Source organism: Allobosea sp. BK604 (assembly GCF_004341515.1).
In the GTDB taxonomy this organism is placed as follows: Bacteria; Pseudomonadota; Alphaproteobacteria; order Rhizobiales; family Beijerinckiaceae; genus Allobosea.
Genome location: NZ_SLZF01000017.1, coordinates 26060 through 43216, shown reverse-complemented (window position 1 = coordinate 43216; position 17157 = coordinate 26060). Strand labels below are relative to the sequence as shown.

General features: G+C 66.4%; 19 protein-coding genes. 8 read left to right on the top strand and 11 right to left on the bottom strand.

Annotated features, from left to right (window positions below; genetic code table 11):
- Positions 1 to 171 precede the first annotated feature (171 nt).
- Together EV560_RS35070 and EV560_RS35065 are read left to right on the top strand one after the other, a co-directional pair.
- Positions 172 to 1107: a lipid A biosynthesis lauroyl acyltransferase gene (locus tag EV560_RS35070; RefSeq protein ID WP_131860543.1), complete on the top strand. Its 936-nt coding sequence runs from the start codon at positions 172 to 174 to the stop codon at positions 1105 to 1107.
- 67 nt (positions 1108 to 1174) lie between these two features.
- Positions 1175 to 1930 (top strand): DUF1223 domain-containing protein, encoded by a 756-nt coding sequence (locus tag EV560_RS35065; RefSeq protein ID WP_131860517.1) that lies wholly within the window; start codon positions 1175 to 1177, stop codon positions 1928 to 1930.
- 141 nt (positions 1931 to 2071) lie between these two features.
- Here EV560_RS35065 and EV560_RS35060 read toward each other — a convergent pair whose 3' ends face one another.
- From EV560_RS35060 to EV560_RS35050, 3 genes are all read right to left on the bottom strand, one after another.
- Positions 2072 to 2677: a TPM domain-containing protein gene (locus EV560_RS35060; RefSeq protein WP_131860516.1), complete on the bottom strand. Its 606-nt coding sequence runs from the start codon at positions 2675 to 2677 to the stop codon at positions 2072 to 2074.
- Positions 2677 to 3507 carry a TPM domain-containing protein gene (locus EV560_RS35055; RefSeq protein ID WP_248312360.1) on the bottom strand — a complete coding sequence of 277 codons (831 nt, stop codon included), beginning with the start codon at positions 3505 to 3507 and terminating at the stop codon, positions 2677 to 2679. The genes EV560_RS35060 and EV560_RS35055 overlap by 1 nt, the downstream gene beginning before the upstream one ends.
- A gap of 65 nt (positions 3508 to 3572) precedes the next feature.
- The gene (locus EV560_RS35050) at positions 3573 to 4181 is read right to left on the bottom strand and encodes a LemA family protein (protein ID WP_131860514.1); all 609 of its coding nucleotides are present in this window, start codon (positions 4179 to 4181) and stop codon (positions 3573 to 3575) included.
- Positions 4182 to 4350: 169 nt separating this feature from the next.
- Here EV560_RS35050 and ggt point away from each other — a divergent pair, with 169 nt between their 5' ends.
- Together ggt and EV560_RS35040 are read left to right on the top strand one after the other, a co-directional pair.
- Positions 4351 to 6132, top strand: coding sequence for a gamma-glutamyltransferase (ggt, locus tag EV560_RS35045; protein ID WP_248312359.1), 1782 nt, complete (start codon positions 4351 to 4353; stop codon positions 6130 to 6132).
- Between the two features lie 61 nt (positions 6133 to 6193).
- Entirely contained in the window at positions 6194 to 6886 is a 693-nt protein-coding gene (locus EV560_RS35040) for an acid phosphatase (RefSeq protein WP_131860513.1), read from the top strand.
- Positions 6887 to 7042: 156 nt separating this feature from the next.
- Here the strand turns inward: EV560_RS35040 and EV560_RS35035 are convergent, their stop codons facing one another.
- The 3 genes from EV560_RS35035 to EV560_RS35025 form a co-directional block, all read right to left on the bottom strand.
- The gene (locus EV560_RS35035; protein WP_131860512.1) at positions 7043 to 7525 is read right to left on the bottom strand and encodes a hypothetical protein; all 483 of its coding nucleotides are present in this window, start codon (positions 7523 to 7525) and stop codon (positions 7043 to 7045) included.
- Positions 7526 to 7528: 3 nt separating this feature from the next.
- Positions 7529 to 8755: a dual-specificity RNA methyltransferase RlmN gene (gene rlmN, locus EV560_RS35030; RefSeq protein WP_131860511.1), complete on the bottom strand. Its 1227-nt coding sequence runs from the start codon at positions 8753 to 8755 to the stop codon at positions 7529 to 7531.
- Positions 8756 to 8991: 236 nt separating this feature from the next.
- Positions 8992 to 9522: a hypothetical protein gene (locus EV560_RS35025; protein WP_131860510.1), complete on the bottom strand. Its 531-nt coding sequence runs from the start codon at positions 9520 to 9522 to the stop codon at positions 8992 to 8994.
- A gap of 251 nt (positions 9523 to 9773) precedes the next feature.
- On the opposite strand from EV560_RS35025, the gene EV560_RS35020 reads away from it, so the two are divergent.
- Positions 9774 to 10748, top strand: coding sequence for an NADPH:quinone oxidoreductase family protein (locus EV560_RS35020; protein WP_131860509.1), 975 nt, complete (start codon positions 9774 to 9776; stop codon positions 10746 to 10748).
- Positions 10749 to 10757: 9 nt separating this feature from the next.
- Here the strand turns inward: EV560_RS35020 and EV560_RS35015 are convergent, their stop codons facing one another.
- Positions 10758 to 11132, bottom strand: coding sequence for a YkvA family protein (locus EV560_RS35015; RefSeq protein ID WP_131860508.1), 375 nt, complete (start codon positions 11130 to 11132; stop codon positions 10758 to 10760).
- Between the two features lie 172 nt (positions 11133 to 11304).
- Between EV560_RS35015 and EV560_RS35010 the strand changes: the two genes are divergently transcribed.
- Positions 11305 to 12090 carry an SDR family NAD(P)-dependent oxidoreductase gene (locus EV560_RS35010; RefSeq protein ID WP_131860507.1) on the top strand — a complete coding sequence of 262 codons (786 nt, stop codon included), beginning with the start codon at positions 11305 to 11307 and terminating at the stop codon, positions 12088 to 12090.
- 122 nt (positions 12091 to 12212) lie between these two features.
- Here EV560_RS35010 and EV560_RS35005 read toward each other — a convergent pair whose 3' ends face one another.
- The gene (locus tag EV560_RS35005) at positions 12213 to 13106 is read right to left on the bottom strand and encodes a LysR family transcriptional regulator (RefSeq protein WP_131860506.1); all 894 of its coding nucleotides are present in this window, start codon (positions 13104 to 13106) and stop codon (positions 12213 to 12215) included.
- A 112-nt stretch (positions 13107 to 13218) separates the two neighbouring features.
- Between EV560_RS35005 and EV560_RS35000 the strand changes: the two genes are divergently transcribed.
- Positions 13219 to 14070, top strand: a complete 852-nt coding sequence (locus EV560_RS35000) for an SDR family NAD(P)-dependent oxidoreductase (RefSeq protein WP_207908192.1) — start codon at positions 13219 to 13221, stop codon at positions 14068 to 14070.
- Here EV560_RS35000 and EV560_RS34995 read toward each other — a convergent pair whose 3' ends face one another.
- Positions 14071 to 15678 (bottom strand): methyl-accepting chemotaxis protein, encoded by a 1608-nt coding sequence (locus tag EV560_RS34995; RefSeq protein ID WP_248312364.1) that lies wholly within the window; start codon positions 15676 to 15678, stop codon positions 14071 to 14073.
- Here EV560_RS34995 and EV560_RS36600 point away from each other — a divergent pair.
- The gene (locus EV560_RS36600) at positions 15631 to 15783 is read left to right on the top strand and encodes a hypothetical protein (RefSeq protein ID WP_248312365.1); all 153 of its coding nucleotides are present in this window, start codon (positions 15631 to 15633) and stop codon (positions 15781 to 15783) included. The two genes, EV560_RS34995 and EV560_RS36600, sit on opposite strands and share 48 nt — an antisense overlap.
- A 225-nt stretch (positions 15784 to 16008) precedes the next feature.
- Here the strand turns inward: EV560_RS36600 and EV560_RS34990 are convergent, their stop codons facing one another.
- A complete protein-coding gene (locus tag EV560_RS34990) occupies positions 16009 to 16722 on the bottom strand; it encodes an RES family NAD+ phosphorylase (protein ID WP_131860504.1) in 714 nt (237 codons plus the stop codon).
- Positions 16719 to 17132 carry an MbcA/ParS/Xre antitoxin family protein gene (locus EV560_RS34985; RefSeq protein ID WP_131860503.1) on the bottom strand — a complete coding sequence of 138 codons (414 nt, stop codon included), beginning with the start codon at positions 17130 to 17132 and terminating at the stop codon, positions 16719 to 16721. The genes EV560_RS34990 and EV560_RS34985 overlap by 4 nt, the downstream gene beginning before the upstream one ends.
- Positions 17133 to 17157: the final 25 nt, after the last annotated feature.

Genomic DNA, 17157 nt, shown 5'->3' with positions numbered 1-17157 from the left:
AGACGCAGGCTTCGCCTGCTCCTCCGGATCAGGCCGGTGCCTGATCTGCACTTGACCATCGCGCCCTAATGCCGCAAGTCGCCGCTGACGCCGGCCCTTTCCGGCAGTGGAGAGGGCCTCACCCCGTTGAAACGCCTGAAACAGTTTGCCGCCGGGCTGCTCGCCGCGGTGATGATCGGCGTGGTCCGGGCGCTGTTCGGCATCCTGCGCCTGCTCGGCCCGGAGCGCGCCAGCGATCTCGGCGGCTGGCTTCTGCGCAGCGCGAGCCCGCTGATCCCGGTCAACCGGGTGGCCTTCGCCAATATCCGCGCCGTCTTTCCGGAGAAGAGCGAGGCCGAGGTCAAGGCGATCGCCCGCGGCGCCTGGGAGAATCTCGGCCGCACCGTCGCCGAATACGCCCATCTCAAGTCGCTGTTCGACTATGACTACCACAATCCAGACAAGCCCTCGCGCGTCGAGGTCCAGGGCATCGAGCATTTCATCGCGCTCAAGGACGACGAGAAGCCCGGCCTGATCTTCTCCGCCCATCTCGGCAATTGGGAGCTGCCGGCGATCTGCGCCGCCACTTACGATCTCGAGACGACCGCGGTCTTCCGCGCCCCGAACGATCCGGCCATCGCCAGCGTCGTCCACGAGATCCGCTCCGGCGCCATGGGCGGGCTCGCGGCGGCAAAGCAGGGCGCCGCCTTCGCCATGCAGGCCGTGCTGGAGAGAGGCGGCCATCTCGGCATGCTGATCGACCAGCATTTCACGCGCGGCGTCGTGGTGCCGTTCCTGGGCCGCCCGGCGCTGACCAACCCGATCCTCGGCAAATTCGCCCGTCGCTTCGAGTGCCCGGTCCATGGCGTACGCGTCATCCGCCTGCCGGGCCTTCGTTTCCGGCTCGAGTTGACGCCGCCGCTCGATCTGCCGCGCGACGCCACTGGCGAGATCGACGTCACCGGCGCGATGGCGATGATGACGGCCGTCGTCGACGGCTGGGTGCGCGAGCACCCCGAGCAATGGCTCTGGATGCACCGGCGCTGGCGGCCGAACATGATTGGCAGCGCCGCGCTGGCGAATTACGAACAGACTGCCCAAATTAAGCCCGCCTTCAAGGCAACGTGATTTCCAAGTGAGGGCCGTTCAGCGCTTTGGTAACACCTCGCAGTTAAGCTGCAGCCGAGTTCGAGTCATGCTTCATCGCACCCGCCTCGCCGCCCCCCTCTTCGCTGCCCTCGTTTTTGGCGGCACGATGGCGCATGCCGAGCCGGTGGCGAAGCCGAAGGCCGTGCTCGAGCTCTTCACCAGCCAGGGCTGCTCCTCCTGCCCGGCAGCCGATGCGCTCTTCGTCGAGCTCGCCAAGGATCCCGGCCTGATCGCGCTGACCTTGCCGGTGACCTATTGGGATTATCTCGGCTGGAAGGACACGCTCGCGCAGGACGCTTTCACCAAGCGCCAGAAGCTCTACGCCAAGACGCGCGGCGACGGTCAGATCTATACGCCGCAGGCGGTGGTCAACGGCACCGTCCACATGGTCGGCTCGGACAAGGCCAATCTTGAAAAGGCGGTCAAGGACCAGGCCGGCACGGCGCTGCCGGTCACCGTCTCGCTCGACGAGGCGGCCGGCACCTTGCGCATCCAGCTGACCCCGGCCGCCGGTGGCAGCGACAAGCCCGGCGGCGTCTGGGTCGTGCCGATCTCGCGGCTGGTCATGGTTCCCATCGAGCGCGGCGAGAACAAGGGCCGCTCGGCCTCCTATGCCAATGTCGTGCGCGGCATGGTCCGCGTCGGCGACTGGGCCGGGACGCAGACCACGGTCCAGGCCCCCATCGCCTCGACCAAGGCCGAAGGCGCCGACAGCTATGTCGTGTTGGTCCAGGCGGATCAGCCGAGCAAATACGGCATGATCCCAGGCACGATCTTGGGCGCGGCACTGGCGAAGCGCTGACCGGCATATTCAGCGTCGTTGCGAGCACCCGGGTCTTGCCTTCGGCAAGCCCGAGTACAGGCTCCGCGAAGCAATCCAGGGGCCGCCGGGCGCAGGTTCTTCCGGATTAATTCGGAGCTCATGCTCCTCGCAATGACGAGATCAGAGTAAGACCACCTTGTTCGGCAGCTCGTCGACGTCGTTGGCGACCGGCGGCGCGTATTTCGCGAGCACGGTGCCGAGATCGGCTACGGCCGCGATCAGCCCCTCGCGCAGGCGATCCTCCTTCGCCGCCAGCAGCAGCGGCTCGATGATGCCGCGCCAGGTCTCCTGCTCGACCTTCTCGTCAATGCCGGTATCGGCGACGATCTCGGCATAGCGTTCCTGCACGGCGACATAGAGCAGCACCCCGGTGCGGCCGCGCGTGCGGGTCAGGCCGCGCGCGGTGAACTCGCGCAGGGCGACGTCATGCGCCCGGTTGCGCTTGACGAAACCGGGCACGAAGCGCCCGCCGCGGCCGTACCAGAGCAATGCCGCCAATAGCACCGCCGCGCAGATCAGCTGGATCAGGAAGATGCGCGGCGCGCTCGTCATCGTGAGCAGCAGGAGCGGCCAGGGCACGAAGAGCGCGATGGTCAGCGCCATGATCATCGGCACGGAGCGATAGCTGCTGGCAGCGCGGTCGATCACGACGACGATCTCGCCCGATGTCAGCACTTCCGCCTGCCTGACCGCCTCGGCGATCGCGTCCCGGTCTTCCGTATCCATCACCAGTCTCCCGAAGCCCCGCCGCCGCCCGACGATCCGCCGCCACCGGAAAATCCGCCGCCGGAGCTGCCGCCCGAACTCCAGCCCCCGCCACTGCTCCAGCCGGAGCCCGAGCCGGTGCTCCAGCTCGAACCCGTCTGCGGCAGGCTGATCCAGCGCCCGTCGCGGGTCCGATGGATGCTGCGATTCGGGCCACGCGGCCGTCTCACATCGCGCAGGATCGCGATGATGATCAGGATGATGAACACCATCACCAGGAGGATGCCGATATCCTCCGCGAGCGTGCTGTCGTCGCTGCGGATCTCGGCGCGGCGCTGCCATTCCTCGGCATCCCCCGCCAGAATGGTGAGGATCGCGTCGATGCCGCCCTCGATCCCGCCGCTGAAATCGCCGCTCTTGAATTTCGGCGCCACCGCCGTGGTGATGATCACCTTGGAAAGCGCGTCGGTCAGCGCGCCTTCGAGCCCGTAGCCGACCTCGATGCGGACCTTGCGCTCATTCGGCGCCACCACCAGCAGCACGCCATTGTTCTTGGCTTTCGCGCCCAACTGCCAGTGCCGGAAGAGACCATTGCCGAAATCCTCGATCGTCAGCCCCTGCAGCGAGGGCAGGGTCGCGACCACGACCTGATCGCTCGTCTTCTTCTCATGCGCCTCGAGCTTCTGCTCGATTCGGGCGCGAACCTCGGGGCTGATCAGGTTGGCGCCGTCGACGATCCGGCCCGTGAGGGCGGGGTAGGTCGGCTCGGCAGCAGCCATGCCGGCGAAGACCAGCACGAGACCCGCCGCCAATACGCCCCGTATCGCAGCTGGCAGCCGGTGAAGGCGCATCGGATTATCCGCCTGGAGCATTTTCGAGCGAAGTGGGTACCGGTTCGAAGAAACGCGAAAATGCTCTAGAACTTCACCTCCGGCGGTTTTTCGGCTCCCGCCGTCGCCGTGAAGGTCTCCATCGGCTTGGCGCCCCAGAACAGCCTGGCCCAGATCACGCCGGGGAAGGTGCGGATCTCGGTGTTGAAGGCCTGCACCGCCTGGATGTAGTCGCGCCGGGAGACCGCGACCCGGTTCTCCGTGCCCTCGAGCTGCGATTGCAGGGCGAGGAAGTTCTGGTTCGATTTCAGCTCGGGATAGCGCTCGACCGTGACGAGCAGGCGGCTGAGCGCGCCGGTGAGCTGATTCTGCGCGTCCTGAAATTCCTTGAACTTGGCCGGGTCGGTAATGGTCGAGGCGTCGACCTTGACCTGCGTCGCCTTGGCGCGAGCTTCGATGACCTGGGTCAGGACCTCGCGCTCCTGCGTCGCATAGCCCTTCACCGTCTCGACCAGGTTGGGGATCAGGTCGGCACGACGCTGGTACTGGTTCTGCACCTCGCTCCAGGCCGCCTTGGCCTTCTCCTCCAGCGTCGGGACGTTGTTGACGCCGCAGCCGGCGAGCGCGATGCCGAATATGGCGAGCGCCGCGAGCACGAGGCCCCGGCGAAGAGGGGTGGATAGCGCAAACGACATGCCGGGGCCCCTTTGGCAATGATCGATCGATTCGGAGCTTAGCCGCGCGCCTCGACAGGTCAAAGACAACAGCGGGTGCAAGCTGGCGCGCCTCGCGATCGTGATGGTGGTTCTACCCGCCGCCGTCATGCTCTAATCTTGAGCGGGGCAGCCGCAGCGAGGTCGGGCCATGGCCATGTCGTTCCCAGTCATCCTGAACGGAAGGGGGCGCAAGGCGCTTCCTCTCCTTGCCGCCCTGATGCTCGCGGCATTGCCGGCCGCTGCGCAGACGCAGGCTCCGCTCGCCCCGGCCCCGGAAGCCGCGACGGGACGCATCGCCAAGACGCTCGGCACGGCGCAGCGCTACATGGCAGCGGCAGCCAACCCGCTGGCGGCAGCGGCGGGCCGCGACATCCTGCGCAAGGGCGGCAGCGCCGTCGACGCGGCGATCGCGATCCAGTTGGTGCTCAACCTGGTCGAGCCGCAAAGCTCCGGCATTGGCGGGGGCGCCTTCCTGGTCCATTGGGACGAGGCGCGAAAGAGCGTCAGCACGCTCGACGGTCGCGAAACCGCCCCTCAGGCGGCACGGCCGAACCGCTTCCTCGGCCCCGACGGCAAGCCGATGAAATTCGTCGATGCGGTGGTCGGCGGCCGCTCGGTCGGCGTGCCCGGCACCTTGAAACTGCTCGAGGCCGCGCATCAGCGCTGGGGCAAGCTGCCCTGGCCCGAGCTGCTCGCCCCGGCGATCAAGCTGGCGGAGGACGGCTTCACCATCTCGCCCCGCCTCAACGGCCTGCTGAACCTGGAAAAGAATCTGGGCAAGGACCCGCTCGCCGCGGCTTATTTCTACGAGCCGGACGGCCAGGCGAAGCCGGTCGGCACCGTGCTGAGGAACCCGGCCTTCGCCGCGACCTTGCGCACCATCGCCGCGGTCGGCGCCGACGCGTTCTATGCGGGCCCGATCGCCGAGGACATCGTCGCGACGGTGACCGGTCACAAGACCAATCCGGGCGATATGACCCTGGCCGATCTCAAGGCCTATGAGGTCGAGGAGCGCGAGCCCGTTTGCGGCCAGTATCGCGTCTGGCGCATTTGCGGCATGGGCCCGCCGAGCTCGGGCGCGATCGCCATTCAGCAGATGCTCGGCGTGCTGGAGACCAGGGACATGGCCCGGATGGGTCCGGGCGCCGAGGGGGCGCATTGGTTCAGCGAGGCCGGCCGGCTCGCCTTCGCCGATCGTGGGCTCTACCTCGCCGATCCCGCCTTCCTCAGCGTTCCGATCAGCGGGTTGATCGATACCGACTATATCCGCTCGCGCGCTCTGCTCGTCAGCCCGGACAAATCGATGGGCACGGCCAAGCCGGGCGACCCGCCGAACAAGCGTGCCATGCTGCTCGCCCCCTCCGACGGCATCGAACATGGCACCAGCCATATCTCGGTGGTGGATGCGAATGGCGATGCCGTCGCGATGACCACCACGATCGAGGACGGGTTCGGCTCGCGCCTGATGACAAAGAGCGGCTTCCTGCTCAACAACGAGCTGACCGATTTCAGCTTCCTGCCCGAAGAGGACGGCAAGCCGATCGCCAACCGCGTCGAGCCCGGCAAGCGCCCGCGCTCCTCGATGGCACCGACGCTGGTCTTCGATGCGTTCGGCCGGCTCTACGCGGTTGTCGGCTCGCCGGGCGGCAGCCAGATCATCCCCTATGTCGCCAAGACCCTGGTCGCGCTGCTCGACTGGAAGCTGGACCCGCAGCGCGCCGTCGACTTCCCGAATTTCGGCAGCCGCAACGGCCCGACCGAAATCGAGGCGGGAACCGAGGCTGAGGGCTGGAAGGCCGCGATGGAGGCAAAGGGCCATCAGGTCAGGGTGGTAGACTTGACCTCCGGCATCCAGGCGATCGTGAAGACGCCCGAGGGCTATCTCGGCGGGGCAGATGGCCGCAGGGAGGGCGTGGCGATCGGCGACTGAGCCATCGTCAAACTGTCATGTCCGGGGCGCCAACTTCCGTCTCCACCCTGGAGACTACCCTATGCGCACCATCCTCATCGCCGCCTTCACTGCGGTCGCTCTCGCTTGCTCGCCGGTCCATGCCGACGAGGCCAAACCGTTCGCGACCGCCAAGACCGTCGACCTGCTCACGCTGTTGAAGCCGCCCCCGGCGAATGATTCGGCGCAGACCAGGGCGGAGCTCGCCGAGGTGCTGACGCTTCAGGTCACGCGCACCCCGGACATGGAGGCCCAGGCCCAGGCCGATGTCGAGGAGAATGTCTGGCGCTTTGCCAATGTGATGGGTCCGGCCTTCAAGCAGGAGGCGCTGCCGGCCTTCTCCAGCTTCTTCGACCGTGTCGTCGCCACCGAAGGCGCCGTCGTCGACCCGGCCAAGGACGTCTGGAAGCGTCCGCGCCCGCATCAGTACAGCCAACTGGTCAAGCCGGCCGTGAAGATCTCGAATTCCGGCGCCTATCCGTCCGGCCACACCACGGTCGGCACCCTGATGGGCATCGTGCTCTCCAACATGGTTCCGGAAAAGCGTCCGGAGATCATGGCCCGCGCCTGGGCCTATGGTGAGAACCGCGTCATCGGCGGCATCCATTTCCGCGCCGATATCGAGGCCGGCCGCATCGCCGGCACGGTGATCGCCGCGAACATCATGGCCCAGCCGGAATTCCAGGCGGAGTACGCGGTCGCCAAGGCCGAGCTGCGCAAGGCACTCGGGCTCTGAGGCGCGGCTAGAGCATTTTCTTCACGCGAACCTAAATCCGCTTCGCTCGAAAATGCAGGGCATGCCCGCGCTTCTGTGAATCGCGGACATGCCCTGTCCTTTTGATCCGGCGCATTTTCTCCACACGAACCGGTATCCGCTTCGCCCGAAACTGCTTTAGTCCAACTCGTCCGCACGCTTGGCCCCGGCATCGCGCCCGGCGATGAGCCAGTAGACGAAGCCAGTCGCGGCGCCGACCAGGAACAGGGCCGAGATGACCTGCAGCTCGGCCGGGTTCGGAGTGCGCGCCAGACGCAGCATCGCGAGCGGCAAGAGCGCTGCCAACAAGCCCGTCAATCCGCTCTGGACCAGGCCGCTGCGCAAGCGGAAGAGCTCGCTTGCCACGGCGACGATCGCCACGGGCGCGACCATGATCGCGAAGCCGAGCCTGCCAAGCAGGGTCAGGGCAGCTTCCGCCGTCGGGCCAGGATCGAAGCCGTCTTCGGCCTGGTCGAACAGAGCCCAGAGCAGTCTCTCAAATCCGCCGCCGATCAGCAGCCCAATATCGGGGGAGACCACGCTGGCGATGAGCAGGGCGAGCATCCCCGTCCCGATCGCGACCAACAGAGCGAAGGGAATGAGCAGCAGCCAGCGCAGCATCGCTCAACCGGCAAGCGCAGTGGACTGCTCGACCTCGCCCTGCTCCAGCATCAGCCTGGCGCGGGCCGAGAGCTTCTCGGTCTCGCTCTTGAGCTGGCCGCAGGCGGCGAGGATGTCGCGACCGCGCGGCGTGCGCACCGGCGAGGCATAGCCGGCCCGGAACACGATCTCGGAGAAGCGCTCGATCCGCTCCCAGTCCGAGCATTCATAGCGCGTGCCGGGCCAGGGGTTGAACGGGATCAGGTTGATCTTGGCCGGGATGCCTTTGAGCAGCCTGACCAGCTCGCGCGCCTCGGCATCGCTGTCATTGACACCCTTGAGCATGACGTACTCGAAGGTGATGCGCTTCGCGTTCGAGAGCCCCGGATAAGTCCGGCAGGCCTCGAGCAGGTCCTTGATCGGGTATTTCTTGTTGAGCGGCACCAGCTCGTTGCGCAGCTCGTCGCGCACGGCATGCAGCGAGATCGCCAGCATCGTGCCCATCTCGTCGCCGAGCGGGCCGATCTGCGGGACGACGCCCGAGGTCGAGACGGTGATGCGCCGGCGCCCGAGCGACAGGCCCTGGTCGTCGGAGATCACGGCGATCGCGTCGCGCACGCCGTCGAAATTATAGAGCGGCTCGCCCATGCCCATGAAGACGATGTTCGAGACGAAGCGGCCGCCATCGCTCGGCACGAAGGCGCCCTCCGGCGGGGTACGGCCGGGAAAGTCGCCGAGCCGATCGCGCGCCACCATCAACTGCGCCACGATCTCCTCGGTGGTCAGGTTGCGCACGAGGCGCTGCGTGCCGGTATGGCAGAAGGTGCAGGTCAGCGTGCAGCCGACCTGGCTGGAGACGCAGAGCGTGCCGCGGTCGACCTCGGGGATATAGACGCACTCGATCTCGGCACCGCGGTCACGCGGGCCGGTCGGCGCCATCCGGATCAGCCATTTGCGCGTGCCATCCGAGGAGACCTGCTCGGCGGTGACCTCCGGCAGATCGAGCGTGAAATGCTCGGCGAGCTGGGCGCGCAAGCCCTTGCCGATCGTCGTCATCGCCGAAAAGTCGCGGACGCCGTAATGGTAGATCCAGTTCCAGAGCTGGCCGACGCGCATGCGCGTCTCCTTCTCGGGAACGCCGATCTCGGCCAGCGCCTCGGCGAGGCCCACGCGCGTGCGGCCGACCAGCGAGGGGCGCCGCAAAACGGGTTCGGCCGCCGGAGCGGCAAGGACAGGAGCGGAAACGGTCATCGGAACTCTGTTCACATCGGGCCAAGCGCGCCCGGGAAAGCGCGGCTCATAACATAAGAACGCCGCGTCGTGAAATCAGGGCTGGTTTGCACGGAATTCAGCGGATCGCACTGCCCTCATGCTCGGCCTTGTGCCGAGCATCCACGTCTGTGAACCCGCCCTCGGAAAGGGAAGACGTGAATGGTCGGGATTAGCCCGACCATGACGCGATCACGGACTTTCGGGCAGCGGACGCCTTACTTGCAGGCGTCTTCGGCGCGCTTGACCGTCTGGTTCAGGCCCGCGAGCGAGTATTTGTCGCTCGTCGCGTTGCCGCGCTTGGAGGTGCCCTTGATCTCGAGTCCCGAGCCGCGCCGCAGGGCGTCGAGCATGCGGCCTTCCTCGGCCGGGTTCTTCAGCCACATGTTCTGGCCTTTGGCGACCAGCGCAAAACGCTCGTTGCCGATGATCGCCTGATGCTCGACATCTTCTTTGAGGTCGAAATTCATCACGAAGCTGATCTCGTTGCGCACGCCCTCGGCTGGGCGGCTGGAGACGAAGAGCAGCCCGTCGACATCCTTGAGATTGGCCGGCACGCGCGTTTCCGCCTTGGAGAGCGCGTAGCAGATCTTCGACCGGCCCTGCTGCGACGAGAAGGCCTGCCATTTGCCGGCCGTCTCCAGCAGCAAGGCCTGGCCCTGGCCGGCAGGCGTGCGCGAAGCCTGCGCCAGCGCGGGCGTGATGCTCAGCGGCAACGCCAGCACGGCGCATGCGAGGGCTAGTTTCATGTGCCGGACGGCGGTGACGCCGGTTCTAGGAGAGCTCAGAATCATCGACCGCCATCAATCAGCGAAAAAGCTTAACAGCATCTCTATTCCGGAGGCTTTTGCTCCGAAACTCAAGAATGCCTGAACCATACAATGTCATGATCCTGGCAAAAATGCGAATGCGCTCCGGTGCCGGATCGCCGGTTCCGTTACCGCTTTGGCCATGCCAGAATTGGTTTCCGACATGGGCTGCCGAAGCAGGGTGACCGGGCATGAAAGCACTGCTCTGCGAGGCACATGGACCAGCGGAAGACCTGGTAATCCGGGACTTGCCCGAGCCACAGCCCGGCGCTGGCGAGGTCATCGTCACGGTCAAGGCCGCGGCGCTCAACTTCTTCGACACGCTGATCATCCATAACCGCTACCAGACCAAGCCGGCATTGCCCTTCTCGCCCGCCGGCGAATGCGCCGGCATCATCAGCGCCATCGGCAAGGACGTCTTCGGCTGGCGCGTGGGCGAGCGTGTCGCCGCGTGGCTCGGCCATGGCGCGGCGCGCGAGAAGGTCGCGGTCCCCGCCAACCGGCTGATCCGCGTGCCCGATACCCTCGATGACCGCCAGGCGGCCGGCCTGTTCGTGACCTATGGCACGGCGATGCACGGGCTGATGCAGCGCGCCGAGCTGAAGGCCGGCGAGCGGCTCGCCATTCTCGGTGCCTCGGGCGGGGCAGGGCTGGCAGCGGTCGAGATCGGCTCGCTGCTCGGCGCCCATGTCATCGCCTGCGCCTCCTCGGCCGGCAAGCTCGCGCTCGCTCGCCAGCACGGCGCGCAGGAGGAGCTCAACTACCACGCCGAGGATCTGAAGGACGGGCTGCGCCGCCTGACCGAGGGCCATGGCGTCGATGTGCTCTACGACACGGTCGGCGGCGATCTCGCCGAGCCTGCTGTGCGCGCCATGGCCTGGGAAGGCCGCTATCTCGTCGTCGGCTTCGCCGGCGGCGCGATCCCGAAGATCCCGCTCAACCTGCTGCTGCTCAGGGGCTGCGACCTGCGCGGCGTATTCTGGGGCGAGTTTGTCAACCGCGAGCCCGCCGCCCATCGCCGCAACATGGAGCGCCTGCTCGAATGGGCCGCAGCCGGGCGCATCAGTGCCCATGTCCATGGTGCCTTCCCACTGGAGCAGGCGGCCGAGGCTTTCGCACTGATCGGCAATCGCAGGGCGCAGGGCAAGATCGTCCTGACGCCCTGAGCCAAGCCCTTAGAGGTCGGCGAGGATTTTTTTCGCGCGCTCGCGATGCTCCACCGTGATCGACCCCGCGACAGCGGCGATCGCGGCCGCGATCACCGCCGCATCATCGGTGAATCCCATCATCGGCAGAAAATCGGGAATCGCATCGAGCGGCAGCACGAAATAGCCGAGCGCGGCCAGCAGCGTATATCTCACCCGCCGCGGCGTCGCCGGATCACGGGCGCAGAGAAAGGCTGCGACGCCATCCTCGGCGAAGGGGACGCGCTTCGCCACTCGCTTCAGCAGGCTCATGAAATCCGAGCCGAAGCGCTCTTCGTCGCGCAGGCTCTTGCGGATCGCGTCCATCTCCTCGCGGGTGAAGCGCGAAGCGAACCCCTCGCTCATGTCTCGTCCAGTCTCCCTTACGGTCCCAAGCCGAACAGATGGCTCGAGATCCGCGCCGAAAATGTGGCCCCGGGTGCAACCCTGCACAAGGGCTCACCGCAGAATCCCGCTTGGAGCCTCCCAGGCGGTGGATTATGGCTGGCCGCGAGATCATGTTGAACGGGAACCCGCGATGAAGCTCGATTCCTCCGTTGCTGCCGTCGTAACCGGCGGCGCCTCCGGCCTTGGCGAAGGCACTGCCCGCATGCTCGCCTCGCACGGCGTGAAGGTCGCGCTGTTCGATCTGAACGCCGAGGCCGGCGGGCGCGTCGCGAAGGAGATAGGCGGGCTCTTCGTCTCCTGCGACGTCTCGAACGATGCGTCCGTCGACGCCGCCCTACTGGAAGCACGCAAGGCCCATGGCATCGAGCGCATCCTGGTCAATTGCGCCGGCATCGCGCCGGGCCGCCGCGTCGTCTCCAAGAAGCGCGACACGGGCGAGCTGATTGCCCACGACCTCGCAACCTTCGAGAAGACGCTGGCGATCAACCTCGCCGGCACATTCCGCATGATCGCACGCTCGGCGCTCGCGCTCGCGGCCGAACCGCCGGTCACGCCTGATGGCGGCCGGGGCGTCTTCATCTGTACCGCCTCGGTCGCCGCCGAGGACGGCCAGATCGGCCAGGCCGCCTATTCCGCCTCGAAAGGCGGCGTCGTCGGCATGACCTTGCCGATCGCACGCGACCTCGCCCAGCTCGGCATCCGCGTCATGACGATCATGCCCGGCCTGTTCGAGACTCCGATGTTCGCCTCCGTGCCGGACGATTATCGCACGGCGCTCGAAGCCTCGATCCCTCACCCCTCCCGCCTCGGCAAGCCGGCCGAATACGCGGCGCTGGTGAAGAGCATCATCGAGAACGACATGCTCAACGGCACCGCGATCCGCCTCGACGGCGCGATCCGGCTGGCGCCGAAATAGCGTCCGCACACTCGGTCATTGCGAGGAGACGCAGCCGACGAAGCAATCCCGGGAGACGTAGGGCACTGCGACTCCTGGATTGCTTCGCTTCGCTCGCAATGACGGGAAGAACCTGAAGCCGCTCATTTCAACCTTTCCTTCGCGAAATCGATGAAGGCCCGGAGCTTGGGCATCACCTGATGGCGCGAGGGGAAGTAGAGGTAGAATCCCGGCGTCTCCGGCAGATAGGGCTCGAGCACGCTCTCGAGCAGGCCCTGCTCGCGGAGCGGTTCGACGACCGGCGCCAGCACATAGGCGAGGCCCAGACCCATCACTGCGGCCGAGATCATCACGCCGCCCTCGTTGACGGTGATCTGGCCGTCGACCGCGAGCGCATAGTCGCGCCCGCCCTCCTCGAACTCCCAATGGTAGAGCGCCTGCGAGCTCTGCCGGAAGTTGATGCAACGATGATCGCGCAGATCCTCGGGTCGCTGCGGCCGGCCATAACGGGCGAAATAATCGGGAGACCCGACGATCGCGAGCTTGAACGGAGCCGTGAGCGGCACCGCGACCATGTCAGCCTCGATCAGCTCACCGATCCTGATCCCGGCGTCGAAACCGCCCTCGACGATATTGGCGAGCCGGTCGTCGATGAAGATTTCGACCTGAACCTCCGGATAGGTCCGGCAGAAATCGGCGAGGATCGGCTCGATCATGCTCGGCATCGCGACGCGCGGCACGTTCAGCCGTAGCAGCCCGCTCGGCCGGTCGCCCAGGCTCCCCGCCTCGCGAAACGCGTCAAAAATATCCTCGACCGCCGGCCGCGCCCGCTCCAGGAAGCGCCGTCCCGCCTCGGTCGGCGCGACATCGCGCGTCGTCCGCGCCAATAATGCGACGCCGGCGCGCTCCTCCAACGCCCGCACGCTCTGGCTGATCGCCGAGGGCGTGACGCCGAGATCGGCTGCGGCCGCGCTGAACGAGCGCTTCTCCGCCACTTTCAGCAGCGCGATCAGCCCGTCGAGATCGTTCCGGCGCATCTTTAAATCCTGCTAACAGATACATACAGAATACGCCGGATTATCGCCGAAGTCTCGCCGCCCTAGCTTCGCCTCATCGGGCTCGCCGAGCCCGGGAACGGGAGCGAAGACCATGACCAGCAGCGACGACAGCCGCCGTACCTTCATCCGCACCGCGATGGCCGCCGGGCTGAGCCTCGGTGCGATCGCCAGCGCCCGCGCCCAGGCGAGTGCCTCCGGCCCCTTCGCCGGCAAGGTCGTGCTGGTCACCGGCGCGACCTCCGGCATCGGCCGCGCCACCGCCGAGCTCTTCGCCGCCAATGGCGCCCGAGTCGCCTTCTGTGGCCGGCGCGAGGCGCTCGGCCGGGAGGTCGAGGCCGGCATCCGCAAGACAGGCGGCGAGGCCTTCTACATGCGGGCCGATGTCCGCGAGGAGGCTGAGGTGAAGGCTTTCGTCGACGCCACCATCGCGCGCTACGGCCGGCTCGACATCGCCTTCAACAATGCCGGGATCGACAAGCCGCCGGCGCCGATCACGGAGACCGAGACCGCAGGCTTCGACGACCTGATCTCGACCAACCTGCGCGGCGTCTTCCTCGGCATGAAGCACGAGTTGCCGCATCTGGTGCGGAGCAAGGGCGCGATCATCAACACCGCCTCGATCGGCGGCCGCCACGCCTTCCCGAACATCATCGGCTATGGCGCTGCAAAGGCGGCCGTGATCCACATGACCCGCAGCGCCGCGCAGGAATACGGCCTCGACGTCCGCGTCAACGCGATCGCACCCGGCCCGATCGAGACCGCGATGATCCAGCGCGTGCGCGAGCAATGGAAGGTGACGACCGAGCAGCTCGCCGCCGCCTACCCGGCCAGGCGCTTCGGCACGGTGCAGGAGGTGGCGGAGCTGGTGCTGTTCCTGGCTGGCCCGCAGGCTTCTTACATCTCGGGCCAGGTCATCGGCATCGACGGCGGCGGGCTGGCCTGATCAGGCGGCGGCGCGACGCCAGCCGTGACCGGCCGACGAGCGCACGCCCTGCGCCCCGGCGCCCAGCCTGTAGGCTCCAACCAGGTCGTTCAACGCGTCGGTCGATTCCTGCAGCGCGGCGGCGATGCCAGCGCTCTGCTCGGCCATGGACGAATTGCGCTGGGTCAGCTCGTCCATATGCGCGACCACGTTCGCGACCTCCTCGATGCCGTTGGCCTGCTCGCGCGATGCGCCCGATATGTCGGCGAGGGCGAGCGCGACATTGTTCGACGCCTCGACGATCTGCGACAGGGCGAGCCCGGCATCCTTGACGAGCTTCACGCCGCTCGTCACCTGCTCGGTCGAGTTAGAGATCAGGCTCTTGATATCATTCGCCGCCCCGCTAGAGCGCTGGGCGAGCGCGCGGACTTCCGAGGCGACGACGGCGAAGCCCTTGCCGGCATCGCCGGCACGGGCCGCCTCCACCGCCGCGTTCAGCGCCAGCAGATTGGTCTGGAAGGCGATCCCGTCGATCACCGTGACGATCTCGGTGATATCGCTCGAAGCCTTCTCGATCCGTCCCATGGCCTGCACCGCATCGCCGACGATCGCACCGCCCTTCTCGGCGACGCCCTGGGCATTCCCGCCGAGCTCGGTCGCCTCGATCGCGCGCCGCGCACTCTGCTTCACCGAGGCCGAGAGCTCTTCCGTCGTCGCCGCCGTCTCCTGCAGGCTGCCGGCCTGCTCCACCGTGCGCTGCGCCAGGCTTCGGCTCTCGCTGTTGATCTGCGTCGAATCACGGCTGATCCGGGCAGCGATCTCCGCGACCGTGGCGACGACCGTCGCGATCGATCCGATCAGCTCGTTGACCCCGGAGCACAGGGCCGCGACATCGCCCGACTTGCCTTCCAGCGGGATGCGGCCGGTCAGATCCTTGTTCATGGCCGCCTGGACCACCTTGCGGGTCTCGGAGACGGCCTGGCGCAGCGAGTCCTCGGCAAGTTTGCTGGCGGTGATGTCGGTGGCGTATTTGACGATCTTGTAGGGCTTGCCCAACGCGTCGAGGATCGGGTTGTAGCTCGCCTGGATCCAGATGGGCTTGCCACCCTTGCCAAGGCGCAAATAGCGGCCGTCGTCATATTCACCGCGCCCGAGCTTCTCCCAGAAGCGGCGATAGCCCTCGCCCTGCCGCTCCTCGGCGCTCACGAACATGCTGTGATGCTTGCCGATGATCTCGGCGCGATCATAGCCCAGCACCGCCAGGAAATTGCGGTTGGCATCGAGGATCTTGCCCGACAGGTCGAATTCGATCACGGCCTGGGATTTGCCGATCGCCGCGATCTGGCCCTCCAGATTGGCGGCGGCTTCCTTGGCGGCGGTGATGTCGGTCGCGAACTTGACGACCTTCTTGGGCCTGCCGGAACGGTCGAGGATCGGGGTGTACACGGCCTGCAGCCAGATCTGCTTGCCGCCCTTGCCGATGCGCAGGAACTCGGCCTCGATATATTCGCCCTTGCTCAACCTCGCCCAGAACGTCTGGTACTCGGCCGATGAGCGCTCCGCTGGATCAACGAACATGGAATGATGATGATTGCGGACCTCGTCGAGCGAGTAACCGACGACCTTCAGGAAGACATCGTTGGCTTCAAGGATCTTTCCGGAGAGATCGAATTCGATGACTGCACGGGAGCGTCTTATCGCGACAGCTTCATCCACCGCAGTCGAAGACTTTGAATTGAGGAAAGCGAGCGTCACTGAATATGCTCCCAATCGCTTTGAATTATGTTTCGAACGAAAGTCTAGACGCGTCCGTCACAAAGTTCGGCTGCGACTATCGCGGTGCAATATCGGCGAGATATATTAATAAGTCTTACACCATATTTTGGGGGCGGCGTCGCCCAGCCGCACAACCTCAAGTTGATCCGTCCGCTTACGAAGTCATCCTCCGGTCCAGCTCCGTCAGACGATCCGATAGACCTCGCCACTGCCCAGGTCGCGATAGAAATCCACCCGGCTCCCGTTCCAGTGATAGTCCAGGTGCCGGCCCTGAACGGGTCCCGACGCGCAATCGGGGTAGAACAGTCCGACGCATTCGCCGCCGGCATAGCGCACACTCGGATAGACGACGCCATCTGAGCCTGCCGTTCGCAAGCCGGAGCCCAGCGCCTGGCTCGCCGAGTAGTCCTGCTGATCGAGCAGCGGCGAAGCCGTCACGTCCTCCGCGCGCAGGTCATGCAACCGTGCGCTCACATCGAGCACGATCTCGCGGAATTGCGAGGTCCAGCCCGGCGGCTCCCTGGTCGCAGCCATGAAGCGGGCATGGTGATGCACCGTCTCGAACAGGGCGACCTCGAAGGCGTTGCCGGCGTAGAGCACGCCATAGCCGCCACCGCTGAAGCGGCTCGGCCGGTCGGGGCTGGCATGGGTGAAAGGCGCCATCAGATAGCTCGCGCCATAGCCGGACACGCGTCGTTCCGGTGGAACGAGATCGAGATTGCCGATCGTCTCCATCAGCCGCGGATTGGTCTTCTGCTCGGCGGCGAGGATCAGCGGCCAGTCGGCGGGATCGGCGATATCCTCGAACAGGTCGATTGGCGGGAACAGGCTGCGGATGATCCTGACCGCGCCGCGCCATCCGATCTCGGCAACCGGAAACGCCGCGCCATTGCTCACCAGGAGCCCCGCTCCGCGTCGAGATAGCGCCGCACGCGCATCAGGTCGGTGAGCTCGCCGCCGAGCATGACCGCAAGTGCCGGCTTGCCGGCGAAAGCCTGGTTCGGCGCCTTGATCCAGGCATAGCCGCGCTGAGGCTCGCGAAAGATCAGGCGCAGCGCCTTGTGGATGCCCATCAGGTTGGAAAGCCGCGCCTTGCCGTCGCGGTTGATCCGGCCGATCTCGCCCGCCTTCCAGCGCCGATAGCTGCGCAAGGGCATGTCGAGCAGCGTCGCCGCCTCCTCGTCTGTGATGTCCCAGAGCCGGAAGAGGTTGAGCGCCGCGCGGAACATCGCGCTCGCCTCTTCATCCGAGATCGGAGCGGCGGTGAAATCGCGCTGGGCCGTGTCGACCCGCAGTAGGGCGCTCATCGATCGATCTCCATTTGGCAACAAA

Coding starts and splice junctions, on each gene's coding strand:
- EV560_RS35070 (WP_131860543.1), top strand. CDS start 172: ATGATCGGCGTGGTCCGGGCGCTGTTCGGCATCCTGCGCCTGCTCGGC.
- EV560_RS35065 (WP_131860517.1), top strand. CDS start 1,175: ATGCTTCATCGCACCCGCCTCGCCGCCCCCCTCTTCGCTGCCCTCGTT.
- EV560_RS35060 (WP_131860516.1), bottom strand. CDS start 2,677: ATGGATACGGAAGACCGGGACGCGATCGCCGAGGCGGTCAGGCAGGCG.
- EV560_RS35055 (WP_248312360.1), bottom strand. CDS start 3,507: ATGCGCCTTCACCGGCTGCCAGCTGCGATACGGGGCGTATTGGCGGCG.
- EV560_RS35050 (WP_131860514.1), bottom strand. CDS start 4,181: ATGTCGTTTGCGCTATCCACCCCTCTTCGCCGGGGCCTCGTGCTCGCG.
- ggt (WP_248312359.1), top strand. CDS start 4,351: ATGGCCATGTCGTTCCCAGTCATCCTGAACGGAAGGGGGCGCAAGGCG.
- EV560_RS35040 (WP_131860513.1), top strand. CDS start 6,194: ATGCGCACCATCCTCATCGCCGCCTTCACTGCGGTCGCTCTCGCTTGC.
- EV560_RS35035 (WP_131860512.1), bottom strand. CDS start 7,525: ATGCTGCGCTGGCTGCTGCTCATTCCCTTCGCTCTGTTGGTCGCGATC.
- rlmN (WP_131860511.1), bottom strand. CDS start 8,755: ATGACCGTTTCCGCTCCTGTCCTTGCCGCTCCGGCGGCCGAACCCGTT.
- EV560_RS35025 (WP_131860510.1), bottom strand. CDS start 9,522: ATGAAACTAGCCCTCGCATGCGCCGTGCTGGCGTTGCCGCTGAGCATC.
- EV560_RS35020 (WP_131860509.1), top strand. CDS start 9,774: ATGAAAGCACTGCTCTGCGAGGCACATGGACCAGCGGAAGACCTGGTA.
- EV560_RS35015 (WP_131860508.1), bottom strand. CDS start 11,132: ATGAGCGAGGGGTTCGCTTCGCGCTTCACCCGCGAGGAGATGGACGCG.
- EV560_RS35010 (WP_131860507.1), top strand. CDS start 11,305: ATGAAGCTCGATTCCTCCGTTGCTGCCGTCGTAACCGGCGGCGCCTCC.
- EV560_RS35005 (WP_131860506.1), bottom strand. CDS start 13,106: ATGCGCCGGAACGATCTCGACGGGCTGATCGCGCTGCTGAAAGTGGCG.
- EV560_RS35000 (WP_207908192.1), top strand. CDS start 13,219: ATGACCAGCAGCGACGACAGCCGCCGTACCTTCATCCGCACCGCGATG.
- EV560_RS36600 (WP_248312365.1), top strand. CDS start 15,631: ATGATGATGATTGCGGACCTCGTCGAGCGAGTAACCGACGACCTTCAG.
- EV560_RS34985 (WP_131860503.1), bottom strand. CDS start 17,132: ATGAGCGCCCTACTGCGGGTCGACACGGCCCAGCGCGATTTCACCGCC.